The organism is Armatimonadota bacterium, from assembly GCA_031432545.1.
GTDB classification, from domain to species: Bacteria; Sysuimicrobiota; Sysuimicrobiia; order Sysuimicrobiales; family Sysuimicrobiaceae; genus Caldifonticola; species Caldifonticola tengchongensis.
The window spans coordinates 514,737-527,326 of the sequence record JAVKGX010000001.1 but is presented as its reverse complement, the minus strand read 5'-3'; the positions used below and the strand labels follow the sequence as shown (position 1 = coordinate 527,326).

Below are 12,590 nucleotides of genomic sequence, written 5' to 3'. Positions count from 1 at the left end.
GCCCCCGTCACCTCGAGTAGCGGGCGACCAACCGATCCACGGCTGGCAGGTACGCTTCGCCGAACAGGTTGAGGTGCACGAGCAGCGGATAGAGCTGATATAGCGGCCTGCGTTCCTCGTAGCCCGCCTCCAGCGGCCACGCCTCGCGGTAGGCGCGGTAGAAGGCATGCGGGAATGCGCCGAACAGTTCGGTGAAGGCAACTTCGACCTCCCGGTCGCCGTAGTAGACGGCCGGATCGAAAACCACCGGTTCGCCGCCGGAGGCCATCCAGTTCCCGCCCCACAGGTCGCCGTGCAGCAGCGACGGACCGCCTGCGGGCTCCGGTATCCATTCGTCGAGACGGTCGCAGATCCGCTACAGCCTGCGCAGCCGCCCGGCGTCCATCCGTCCGGACCGATGCGCCAGGTCGATCTGGAAGCGCAGGCGCGGCCTTCGGTAGAACTCGACCCAGGAAGGCGACGGCGCGTTGGGCTGGGGGAGCCGCCCGATGAAGTTGTCGTGGTCCAGACCGTAGGCGGGCGCGCGGACGGCGTGCAGCCGCGCCAGGCCGCGCCCCAGGCGCTCGGCGACCGCCGCCGTCGGGCGATCGGGTTGGATCCACTCCATGGCCACTGCGGCCCACCGCTCAGTCCGCACGACGCCCAACGGCTCGGGGATCCGCAGCGCGTCTGCCGACCGCAGCTTGTGCAGCCCCCGGACCTCACAGTCGAACATCGGCGCGGCATCGGACGCGTTCCACTTTACGAACACCGGGCCGCGGTCCGTTTCGACCCTCGCCGCCCGGTGGGTGTCGCCACCTGCCACCTCTTGGGCACCGTCGATGCACGCCGCGCCCAGCCGGTCGCGCAGCAGCACGAGGATGGGAGGCAGCAGGTCTGGGGGCAGGGTGGGCAAGGGTCCGCGGGATCAGTCTTGCGGACGCGCAGTCTGCCGGGCCAGGTGGCGGAGCAGACCGCGGCAGCAGGCTTCGATGTAGGGATATACCTGAGCGTGACTGCCGTCGTAGTACGGATCGGGTATGTCGACCGGGGTTGCGGGAGGGCCGAAGTCGGACAGCAGGCGGATCTTCGACTCCGTCCCCGGCGGTGCGATGGCGCGCAGCGCCGCCCGGTGGGAGCGGTCGAGCGCGACGACCAGGTCGAAGTCGGCCAGGTCTTCGGGACGGACCGCGCGCGCGCGGCGCGACAGTCGAATCCCTCGCTCGGCGAGCACGCGGAGGGTGCCGGGGTGCGGCGGCTCACCCAAGTGGTACCGGGAGGTGCCGGCCGAGTCGACCTCCACCGCGACGCCCTCCGCCTCGGCCATGTGCCGGAGGACGGCCTCCGCCATCGGAGAACGGCAGATGTTTCCCGTGCACACGAAGAGCACCCGCACGGGGGCGTTGGGGGGTCTGGGCATGGCGACGCACTGCCTCCGTCGGAACACTCACCCGCTGTTGGAACTCGGGGGTTACGTCACAGAACGACGACCCGGTCGGCGACCATGGCACCGAACAGCAGCGCGAGGTACAGGAGGGAGTAGCGGTAGACTCCCATCGCGCTCGCCGCCGGCTGCCCGCGCCACAGCCCCCAGACCCTGCGCAAGAATACCGTCCCCAGCGCCGCCGCCGCCACCGCGTACACCACACCCATCCGCGCCACCGGCACGAGCGCGATCGTGAGGGCCACCGTCACGAGCGCATACCAGAACATCTGCCGGTGTGTCTGTGCGGCGCCGCTGACCACCGGCAGCATCGGGATCCCCGCCGCCGCGTAGTCGTCCCGCAGGTTGAGGGCCAGCGCCCAGAAGTGCGGCGGCGTCCAAAAGAACACGATCGCAAACAGCAACACCGCCGGCCACTCCACCCGACCGGTGACCGCGGCCCAAGCGACCAGCGGCGGCACCGCGCCGGCCGCCCCGCCGATCACGATGTTCTGCGGCGTGGTGCGCTTCAACCACATCGTGTAGACGAAGACGTAGAACGCGATCCCGGCAAGGGCCAGCCAGGCACTCAGGGGATTCACCGCCCGGCTCAGCACCGCGAACGAAGCCGCAGCCAGCACCACCCCGAACAGCAGGGCCGACCGGACCGAGACGCGGCCGGCGGGGATGGGGCGGCGGCGGCGCGTCCTGCGCATGACCGCGTCGATGTCGCGGTCCAGCACGCAGTTGATCGCGTTGGCCGCCGCCGCTGCGAGCGCGCCGCCGAAGATGGTCGCCGCCACCAGTACGGCCGACGGCCGTCCGCCGGCGGCGACGAACATCGTGGCGGCCGTCGTGACGAGCAGCAACACGATGATCCGTGGCTTGGTGAGCGACACATAGTCGAACACCGTCTGCCGCACGCCGCGCTTGGGGGCTTCCGGTGCTGAGATCCGTTCGTTCACGGCCAGGGGCATGCCCGCGCCGACGTAGGCGGCGATGAGCAGGCCCCAGATCAGCGCCGCCAGGCCTAGGTGGGCGGAGACCACCGCCGGGTGGAGGAACGTGACGACGTTGAGCAGACCGACCAGGATCTGCAGTCCATACAGTCCGGCTGCCGCGTGCACCAGACTCCGCACATCGGGCCGGTCGCGTCGGGCGCGCACCACCACGATCCCCAGCAGCGCAGCCAGCAGCACCGCCCACAGGCGGTGCGCGTAGTGCACCGGCACCCCCGGCTCCAGAGGCGGGAAGACCTCACCGCGACACAGCGGCCAGTCGGGGCAGGCCAGCCCAGCACCCGACGCGCCCACGTACCCGCCGAGCAGGATCAAGGCGTACAGAGCGATCAGTGTGGTCAGCACCAGACTGCGGAACGCACGTTGCCGGCCGCCCGCGACGCCCTCCAGCACGGTCGGCTTCGTTCGGAAGTGCAAGGCCACCAACGCGGCGAAGAACAACAGGGCCGCCCCGAGGTGGGCGACGACCAGCCACGCCTGCAGTGACCGCAGGACGACGGCACCGCCCAACATCCCTTGGAACACGACCAGCCCCAGGGCCGTCCACGCCACGGGCCGCAGCGCGGCCCCGGCCGGCCCCAGCCGGTGCGTCCAGACCACTGCGCCGATCGTCAGCGCACCCACCCCGGCGGCCAACAACCGGTGGGACCACTCCACCCAGACCAGCGGGTCGGGCGGCGGGATCCAACGGCCGTGGCACAGCGGCCAGTCCGGGCAGGCGTCGCCCGCACCCGTCGTGCGCACGACGCCGCCGAGCACGATGAGCGCGAACGTCAGCACGATCAGCAACGAGACGTAACGCGAAAAGCGGCTCATGGTCCGCCGTGCGGCCTGCGCACGATCAGCCTCCCGTGCATGCCCAAGATCCGGTGGCCGGGGACGTTGCACCAGAACTCGAACACGCCGGGGTGCGCGGCCACGAAGGTGAACTCGTACGTCCCGCCCGGACGGACCAGCGGCGTGGCGAGCGCATACGGCCCCCCGATCTTGAGGTCGTGGGGCAGTCTCCCACGGTTGTGCAGCCGCACCGCGACACGAACGCCCTGGGGCAGGTCGACCACCTGCGGGCGGATGGTCCAGGGGCTGCCTGCTTCCTCACGGAGCACGATCTCGATGCGGTGCACGGCGGGCGCCGCCGCAACCACCGCGCCCCAAACGATCAACCCCACCGCGAGCAGGAGAGCGGCGGTTGCGACGCGAGAGGTCGGGCGGGCTGGGGTTAAGGTGTTCGGCACTTCGCCTCCCGTACGGCTTGGGTCCTTGCGCGGTACGGTCCTTTCCGACAAACTCCAAAGGGGACCGTTCCCCGCGGCGGGAACGTCCCCAACATCCATTGTAACGTCCGATTCCACGCGACGACGGAGGCCGGCGTTGACCGCACCTGCTACGAGTCAGGTTCACACGACACGACACATCGTCGTCATGGGGCTGGCCGCCACCGTCGCGGCCCTGTTCGTCTCGCTGCTGGTCCTGGCGTGGGGTCTGGGGCGCGCCGCATCCAATCCCCAGGGGGCGGATTTCCTGACGCGGTGGTTCGCCGGGCTGTGGGACAACCTTGTCGTCGACCGCACGCGCGGTGCGCTGGTGTACAGCGGCCTTGCGTTCCTCGTCACCGGGGTGGGCTACGCGTACCTGTACGCGGTGGCCGTGGCTCCCGTGCTCTACCGGGTGGAGGCGCTGGCCGCCCGGCCCTGGCTGTGCGGCGCGCTGTACGCGTTCTTGCCCTGGTCGATCACCGTGTTCGCCGTCCTACCGATGGTTGGGGCCGGAGTTCTGGGTTCGGCGCTGGCCGCCGGCGGTTTCGCCTGGCTTGCCCTAGCCGCCCATCTCCTACATGGCATCCTCGTCGCGGCCTGGACAGGCTGACACGCGGTCTGCCTCCTCCAGCTTCTTTATCCTCCGCATCGGAGGCAGGGAAGCCAGAAAGACGCTCCCGTAACGGCGGCGCAGGATCCGCCCATCTAGGATGACCACCAGCCCTCGGTCGGTACTGTGACGGATCAGCCGGCCCACGCCCTGCCGCAACCGCAGCACCGCCTGGGGCAGCTGGAAGTCCCAGAACGCGTCGCCGCCTTCGCGCACCACCGCCTGCATCCGCGCCTGCGTGACCGGGTCGTCGGGGACGTCGAACGGCAGCCTGTCGATGACGACGCAAGAGAGGGACTCCCCGGGGACGTCGACGCCCTGCCAGAACGACTCCGTGCCCAGCAGCACCGAGTCTGTGCGCTCGGCGAACTCACGCAGCAGCCGATCGCGCGGCGCGTCCCCCTGGCGCAGGAGCGGATAGGGCACGCGGCCGGACAGCGCCAGGTATGCGGAGTCCAGGTTGCGGTAGGAGGTGAACAGCACCAAGGTGCGTCCGCCGACGAACCGCAGCACGCGCTCGATCTCGTCGACCGCCGCTGGCAGGAAGTCCTCCGAAGAGGGATCCGGTAAATGCGGCGGAACGTACAGCGCGGCTTGCTCGCCGAAGGCGAACGGCGAGGGCGCAACCAGGGTGTCGAACTCGTCCGGGCCCAACCCGATGCGGGAGGCGAAGTGGGCGAGCGTCCCGGCGACGGCGAGGGTCGCACTGGTGAACACGGCGGTCGGGACGTGGGAGGCCAGCAGCGAGGCGAACCGATCGCCCACCCACACCAAAGAGGCGCGCAGGGCGGGGTTGCGCTCGTCCGGTGCCACCCACACGACGTACGCGTCACCCGACCCCTCGCGGATCTGGCGCAACTCGCGCACGACCCGCTCGGTGCGGCCGGCGAGCTTCCTCACCTCCTCGGAAGTTGCCTCGTCGTCGCCGACAACGTCCTCCAGGGCGTCGCGCACCGCCTTCAGCGCTGCGACGAGCGCGTCCGCAGCGGCCTGCGGCAGCGACGGCAGGACCGCCGGCCGGTGGGTGCCGACCTGGGCGAAGAACGCCTGCGAGGCGCTCAGCAGGGCATCGGTGATCCGTGCGCTCACCCACCCCCGGCGGGCCGCCTCGGCGGCGATCCGCTGCACGCGGACGTGGCCGATCTCCAGCCCGAAGACCTGTGTGGCCGCCTCCTCCAGCATGTGCGCTTCGTCGAACACCATGACCGAGTACGCCGGAAGAATGCCCCCGTTCGGTCCCATGGTGTCCTTGAGCAGCAAGTCGGCGAGTACGAGGTGGTGGTTGGCGACAACCACGTGCGCGGACGCCGCCGCACGGCGCGCCTCGATCATAAAGCAGCGCGGGACCCGGCAACGGTCCAGCCCGATGCAGTGGTCGGGATCCGCGTTGACCTGGTGCCATCCGCGCGCGACGAACGGCAGCTCGGAGCGGTCGCCCGTCTGCGTCGTCTGCGCCCAACGCGCGATCGCGTCGACGAACTCGTCGCGCGCGAACCCGAACCGCTCGATCTCGCGATCCAGCCGCCACACGCACAGGTAGTTCGCCAACCCCTTGATCGCGGCGAAGACCAGGTCGCCCCCGAGGAGGTCGCGCACCACCGGCAGGTCCTTGCGCATCAGCTGCTCTTGCAGGTTGTGGGTTGCGGTCGAGACGACGGCAACTTCCCCTTCCTGCAGCGCGTGCAGCGCGGCGGGCACCAGGTAGGCGAGGCTCTTGCCGGTGCCGGTTCCGGCCTCGGCGATTAGGTGCTGTCGGCGTTCGATCGCCCGTGCGACGCGGCCGGCCATCTCCACCTGCGCCGGCCGGGGCTCGTAACCCGCCAGCCGGGTCGGCAGGGCGCTGCCGAAGATCCCTTCCACCCGAACTGCCAGGCCGCCTCCCATTCCCTATCGCCTTGCCCTCTGATCTCCGTCCTCCACCAGATCCAACGCCATCCGCATGACGTTTCCGGCGGTGAACCCCAGCTCGCGGGCGATGCGCGCATAGGGGGCCGAGGCGCCGAACCGGTCGATCCCGAACACGCGCCCCTCGCACCCCGTGTAGCGTTCCCACCCCAGCGGGCGTGCGGCCTCGACCGCCAGGCGCTTGCGGATGCCCGGCGGCAGGACCGCATCCCGGTAGTCGCGGGGCTGTGCTTCGAACAACTCCCACGACGGGAAACTCACCACACGCGCGCGCACGCCGACTGAGCCCAACTTCTCGTAGGCTTCGACGCACAGCGCGACCTCGGAGCCGGAGGCCATCAGCACGACGTCCGGCTCACCCTCTGGCGGATCGGCAAGGACGTACGCCCCGCGGCGCAGCCCCTCGGCCGGTGCGTACCGCGTCCGGTCGAGGGTCGGCACCGCCTGCCGCGTGAGGATCAGCGCGACCGGGCCGTGCGTGTGCTCCATCGCGACCCGCCACGCCACCGCGGTCTCGTTCGCGTCGGCCGGGCGGATGACGACCAGGTTGGGGATCGCGCGCAGGGACGGCAGGTGCTCGACCGGCTGGTGGGTCGGGCCGTCTTCGCCCAAGAACACCGAATCGTGCGTGAACACGTGGATCACCGGGAGCTCCGACAGTGCGGCGATGCGCAGTGCCGGCCGCTCGTAGTCGGAGAACTGAAGAAACGTCGCGGCGTACGGCCTCAGCCCGCCGTGGTAGGCGATGCCGTTGCACGCCGCGCCCATCGCGTGCTCGCGCACACCGAAGTGCAAGTTTCTGCCGGTGTAGTCCAGCGGACCGCCGCTGGTGCCCTGACGATCGGAGATCCGGCGCCGCGGGCTCAGAAAGTCGCCCGCCCCCTTCAGCGCGGTGTTGGTCGAGGGGTTGAGGTCCGCCGATCCGCCCACCAGCCACGACACCCGTGCGGCGATCGCGTTCAGCACCCTGCCCGAAGCGACGCGCGTGGCGATCCTCTCACCCGGCTCGAAGGTCGGAACGTCCGCGTCCCAGTCCGGCGGCAAGTCGTTCGACCACGCGCGCCGCCACGTCTCGGCCAGCTCGGGATGCTCGCGCGCGTAGACCTCAAAGCGCGCGTTCCACTCGGCTTCCAGTTGCGCCCCACGTTCTACGGCCCTCCGGAAGTGGCGCAGGGCGTCTTCGGGGATCGCAAACGGCTCCGAGTACGGCCAGCCCAGGCGCTCCTTGGTCAGCCGCACTTCCTCTTCGCCCAGCGGCGAGCCGTGGGCCTGGTAGGTGCCCTGCTTGTGGGGACTGCCGTAGGCGATCTCGGTGCGCACGAGGATCAACGAGGGGCGGTCGATCTCTTCCCGGGCCCGCCGTATGGCCTGCTCGATGGCGTCCAGATCATTTCCGTCGTCCACGTCCTGGGTGTGCCAGCCCAACGCCTCGAAGCGTCTTGCGACGTCCTCGGTGAACGTCACGTCGACACCGGCCGCCAGCGTAACCCGATTGCGGTCGTACAGGTAGATGAGCTTCCCCAGCTGCAGGTGACCGGCCATCGACGCGGCTTCGGAGGAAACGCCTTCCATCAGGTCGCCGTCGGAGACCATCGCGTAGGTGTAGTGGTCGACGATCTCGTGCCCGGGACGGTTGAACGTCGCGGCCAGGTGCCGCTCGGCGATCGCCATCCCCACGCCGTTGGCGAACCCCTGGCCTAGGGGCCCCGTGGTCGCCTCCACACCGGGAGTCAGGCCGAACTCAGGGTGGCCCGGCGTGCGGCTGCCCCATTGCCGAAAGTTGCGGATCTCCTCCAGGGACAGGTCGTAGCCGGTGAGGTGCAGCAGCGCGTACAGCAGCATCGAAGCGTGGCCGGCCGACAGCACGAACCGGTCGCGGTCCACCCAGCGTGGGTTGCGCGGGTTGTGCCGCAAAAAGCGGGTCCATAGGACGTAGGCCGCCGGCGCGAAACCCATCGGCGCCCCGGGATGGCCGGAGTCGGCGTGCTGCACCGCGTCCATCGCCAGCGTACGGATCGTGTTGATGCACAGCTGGTCCAAAGACGTAGACTCTCGGGCCATCGAACCCTCCGGGGCTGCCGGGCTGCCGGACGGCGCGCGGGACGGCGTGCTCGTTCGTGTCCACGATAGCAGGATCCCCGCATACGGTCCAAGAACGCCGAGGGCGTGGACGCACCGCAGATGCTGGAGGCATGGATGCGCGCCGCGCGCCAGGGGTGGGGCGTGTCCTTCCTTCAAGGATGTCCGCCGCCCGACGGGACACTGATCGAGGCGCTTAAGTCGGCCGTCGACGACCTCGCGCACACCGCTCCGTCGGAGGCGATCGATCGCGCCCGTGAACTCGTGGTGTACGCGGACCGCTCCCCAGACCCTGAGCACCGGGCCGTGGCGCGGATCTGTCTGGGCAACGCGCTGTTGTGGAACGAACGATACGAAGATGCCTTGGAAGTCTACGACCAGGCCGAGCGGATCGCGCGCGAAGCCTCAGACCCCGTGCTGGCCGCGCGCTGCGGGATCGGCAGGATCGGTGCACTCGTGCGACTTTCTCGTTACGCCCAAGCGCTGGCGCTCGCCGACGCCATCCAACCGGTGCTGGCCGCCGACGGCGCGTCGCGGCTGCTGGCCGCCCGCGTCGACGGCCAGGCGGCGGTGGCCCTCCGCCACCTGGGGGACTACCCGGGTGCGCTCGCTCGGTACGAGTGTGCCGCGGCAGTCCTGCGACAGATCGGCGAGGCGGGTGTTGCCGACCTGGCGACGGTCCTCACCAACCAGGGCTTTCTGCTGGCGACGGTCGGGCGCCACCGCGAGGCCGTCGCCGTACTGGAGGGTGCGCGCGACGCAGCGTTGCGCGCCGGCCGACCGCTGGTGGCCGCTCGGGCGGAAGGAGCCGCGGGCCACGCCTACCTACGCACCGGCCGGTACACGCGGGCGCTGCACCACTTCGACCGCGCCGCAGACCTGTTCGAGCGCGCCGGTCTGATGGGCGAGGGCGCCGTGTTCAGGACGTGTTCTGTGGAGTGCTGGCTGTACCTGGGGCACGCGCGGCGCGTCCAGTTCGAAGCGCCACGGATCCTCGAGCGCGCCGGCCCGCACCTGTCGGCTGCGGAGTCCGGCGTCCTCACCTACCTGTTGGGGCTGGCACACCGGCAGGCCGGCGACCTGGCTTGCGCGAGAGAGTGCCTGCAGGAAGCGCTGGAGAGGTTCGAGGAGTCCGGGCGGCGCGACTGGGCGATCCGGGCGCGACTTGCGCTCGTGTCGGTCCACGTCCGGTCCGGTCAGCCCACCGTCGCCGAGCGGCTGCTGGTTCAGGCACAGGGTGCGCTGGCAGCGACGGAGGACACCGTCGACGGAGGACGCGCCTGGCTGATCGCCTCGGATCTGCACCGGATGGCCGGGGTGCCCGATCGGGCCATGCGTGCGGCGCGCCGCGGTTGGCGGGTGGCGCGGCGGCTGGGTTTGGACTGGCTGGCCGCCGCCGCCCACCGCCGGATGGCCGACCTCAGCACGGGCCGGCGTCGTCTGTGCCACCTGTTGTGCGGGGTTCGCGCGGCAGACAGGAACCTGGACGCGATTCCCGCGGATCTGCGGTCCGGTTACTTCTCCGAAACCCGCGCCCTCTTCGAGGGCGCGGTGGCCGCGTTGTGCGAGGCGAAGGAGACCGCCCGGGCGTGGGAGGCTGTCCAGCGCGCGAAGGGCCGCGGCATGGCGGAGATCGTAGCCGGGGCGGCGGCTGTGCAGCTGTCGGCTCGGTCTGCGGCCGACGAACCCCTGGTGGAGGAGATCAACCGCCTGCTGGACGCACATCGCCGCACGGTCCACCGGTCGGAGTTCCATCCGGACGGCCCCGACGATGCCCCGGCGCACGTCGCCGCTGTCCTCCAGGACCGGATCTGGCAGCTGCAGGCGCACAACGCCGCCTACGCAGAAGAGGCGTCGCTGCTGGGCGCCCGCTGGAAGCCCCAGCGGCCCGCCCTCGACCCGGACACCGCGCTCGTCGAGTGGTTCTGCGTCGGCGACGAGGTCGTCGCGTTCGTACTGACCTCCGACGGCCTGTGTGTCTTCCGAGAGGTGGCCTCGCTCGACCGGATCCACACCCGAGTCGGGCTCCTGGCCCTGGGGATGCGGGCCTACGCCGCCGGGAGGTCGGTCCCCGGGCAGGCAGAGCGCGCGGCCAACCGCGCGCTCGAACACCTCGGCGCCGCCCTCCTCGAACCTCTGCGCGACGCGATCGCCCAGCGCCCCCGCCTGATCGTGGCGCCCCACGGAGCGCTGCACGGCGTCCCGTTCCATGCGCTGACAGTCGGCGGCGAACCGGTGTGGAGTTCGCACCAGGTCTGCTACGTGCCTTCCGGTGCCGTGCTGTCACTGTTGCACAGCCGGCGCCGGCACACCCCCGCCCGTGCCGTGGCCGTCGCCGACACGCTCGGTGGAAGGCTGCCGGAGGCCCAGTCGGAGGCCGAGGAGATCGGGGCCCTCGTGGGAGCGGAGGTCCTCGTGTCCCCCGGTCGAGATCGGTTCCTGGCGGCGCTCGCCGGCGCGGGGGTGGTGCACGTGGCGGCGCACTGCCGGTTTGACCGCGACGTGCCGCTGCTGTCGGCCATCCACCTGACGGACGGGCCGGTCAGCGCGGCCGATTTGCTGGACGCGCGCACGCCGGCCTCACTCGTCGTCTGCAGCGGCTGCGAGACCGGCGCCCACCGCGTGCTGCCGGGCGACGAGCTGATGGGGTTCGCACGGGCGTGGTTCCACGCCGGTGCCCGTTCGCTCGTGCTCTCCCTGTGGCCGGTGGCCGACGCGAGCGCGCGGCGGCTGATGCGCAGTTTCTACCGGCTGCTGCGTGCCGGCGAAGCCGTGCCGGCGGCGTTGCGGGGTGCGGCGCTGTCGGTGCGGGACGAGGGCTACGCACACCCATTGCACTGGGCGCCGTTCGTCTACGTGGGAGATCCGGACGTACGGCCCTTCCGCTCAGCCCGAAGTCCGGAGGCCGAGCGATGAACGCCACCCAGAACTGTCTGGTGGGCCACGTGTTGCTGTGCGGTCCGGTTGAAGTCCTCGATGCGCTCGAACGGCGACACCGCATCCGCTGCGCGCCGGTGCCCTCGCCGCCCCGGGAGGTCTTCGTCTCCTATCGCCACGGTTCGGCGTTCGGTTGGGACCGCATCAGCGTGCCCGCGCCGCGGCCCGGCGCGGAAAGGATGGCGGCTCGGCGCTTCGTGGTCGAGGGCAGGCCGTCCGCGCGACACTTCCTGCGCACCCTGCGCGGTCGGGCGGACAGCCTGGCCTACGCGCTCGACTACGAGGTCAGAGGCCAGGACTTCCGGGAAGGACTGCACGGAGGGCCGACGCCGGATCGCGCAGTCCGCCTGGAGGCGGCCGCAGACGAAGACTACCTGCGCCAGGCAGCCTTCGAGCGCATCGGGCTGACCGCGCGGCGCCGACACCACCCGCGCGGAGAGGGCGTCACGGTGGCAATCTTCGACAGCGCGCCGGACCTAGAAGACGGGACACCGCCGGTGGATCCTGCGCTGATCGACGTGTGGGCGGAGTGGCCGCGCATCCCAGAGGGGTTTCCTCTGCTCGAGCCGGTGCACGTACCCGATGAGGAACCGGAATGCGGGATGGTCCTGCGGCGTCGGTTGGTCACCGCGTCTGCGCTGGCTGCGGACGATCGACAGATGGCCGCCTACCGCGCACACCACGGGCCCATGATCGCGAGCCTGGTACGGCAGGTGGCACCGGGCGCCCACATCATCCTCGTCCGTGTCCTCAACGGCGCCTTGGGGGCGCTCACGTACGAGCTGATCGAGGCGATGCGCTGGGTGGATGGGCTGCGACGTACGGGGGTCACGAACCCGCGGACGGGACGCCCGCTCGTCGCGGGCCCGCTCGTCTACAACCTCAGCCTGGGCTTGGACCGCTCGCAGCCGGAGACCGTCCAGTCGTGCGTCCTGCTCGCCGCCGCCGACGGGCTCGCGCGCCAGGGCACCGTACTCGTCTGCGCCGCCGGCAACCTCTCCGAGGGGCGGCCGGAGAACTGCCTCGAACCCGCCGCGTACGGCTACTTCGGTGACACGCTGGCCGCCAGCACGCAGGTGATCCCGGTGGGTGCGGCCTCCTCAGCCGCTGCCGACCGGTACGCGTGGTTCAGCAACGAATCCCACGTCGCCGCGCCCGGCGAGGATCTGGTCCTGGACTGCGGGAGAATTCTGTTCGGGTCGCGCTACGTGCGGTGGTCCGGCACGTCGTTCGCCGCGCCCCTGGTGGCCGGTGTGGCCGCACTGTGGCTGAGCGCCGGCCTGCCGGCCGCCGAGGTCAAGCAGCGGCTGTGGAACACCGCGCTCCGCCCCTCCCGCTGGGACGGCGTCCACCTGCTGCAGGCGTCCTCGTGAATCGGCCCG

Annotated in this window: 8 protein-coding genes and 1 pseudogene; 3 read left to right on the top strand and 6 right to left on the bottom strand. The window is 70.9% G+C overall.

The window, feature by feature from the left end:
- Positions 1–7 precede the first annotated feature (7 nt).
- The 4 genes and pseudogenes from QN163_02670 to QN163_02655 all read right to left on the bottom strand — a co-directional run bounded on the left by QN163_02670 (position 8) and on the right by QN163_02655 (position 3,656).
- Positions 8–856 (bottom strand): annotated as a pseudogene (locus tag QN163_02670) (fructosamine kinase family protein).
- Between the two features lie 51 nt (positions 857–907).
- Positions 908–1,399, bottom strand: coding sequence for a low molecular weight protein-tyrosine-phosphatase (locus tag QN163_02665; protein ID MDR5682916.1), 492 nt, complete (start codon positions 1,397–1,399; stop codon positions 908–910).
- Positions 1,400–1,455: 56 nt separating this feature from the next.
- Positions 1,456–3,237 (bottom strand): heme o synthase, encoded by a 1,782-nt coding sequence (locus QN163_02660; GenBank protein ID MDR5682915.1) that lies wholly within the window; start codon positions 3,235–3,237, stop codon positions 1,456–1,458.
- Positions 3,234–3,656: a cupredoxin domain-containing protein gene (locus QN163_02655; protein MDR5682914.1), complete on the bottom strand. Its 423-nt coding sequence runs from the start codon at positions 3,654–3,656 to the stop codon at positions 3,234–3,236. The genes QN163_02660 and QN163_02655 overlap by 4 nt, the downstream gene beginning before the upstream one ends.
- Positions 3,657–3,792: 136 nt before the next feature.
- On the opposite strand from QN163_02655, the gene QN163_02650 reads away from it, so the two are divergent.
- Positions 3,793–4,287, top strand: a complete 495-nt coding sequence (locus tag QN163_02650) for a hypothetical protein (GenBank protein MDR5682913.1) — start codon at positions 3,793–3,795, stop codon at positions 4,285–4,287.
- Here the strand turns inward: QN163_02650 and QN163_02645 are convergent.
- The gene (locus QN163_02645) at positions 4,252–6,171 is read right to left on the bottom strand and encodes an ATP-dependent DNA helicase (GenBank protein MDR5682912.1); all 1,920 of its coding nucleotides are present in this window, start codon (positions 6,169–6,171) and stop codon (positions 4,252–4,254) included. The two genes, QN163_02650 and QN163_02645, sit on opposite strands and share 36 nt — an antisense overlap.
- Before the next feature lie 3 nt (positions 6,172–6,174).
- Positions 6,175–8,253: a transketolase gene (gene tkt / locus QN163_02640; protein MDR5682911.1), complete on the bottom strand. Its 2,079-nt coding sequence runs from the start codon at positions 8,251–8,253 to the stop codon at positions 6,175–6,177.
- Between the two features lie 120 nt (positions 8,254–8,373).
- On the opposite strand from tkt, the gene QN163_02635 reads away from it, so the two are divergent.
- Both QN163_02635 and QN163_02630 read left to right on the top strand, forming a co-directional pair.
- Positions 8,374–11,187 carry a CHAT domain-containing protein gene (locus QN163_02635; protein MDR5682910.1) on the top strand — a complete coding sequence of 938 codons (2,814 nt, stop codon included), beginning with the start codon at positions 8,374–8,376 and terminating at the stop codon, positions 11,185–11,187.
- Entirely contained in the window at positions 11,184–12,581 is a 1,398-nt protein-coding gene (locus QN163_02630) for a S8/S53 family peptidase (protein ID MDR5682909.1), read from the top strand. The genes QN163_02635 and QN163_02630 overlap by 4 nt, the downstream gene beginning before the upstream one ends.
- Positions 12,582–12,590 lie beyond the last annotated feature (9 nt).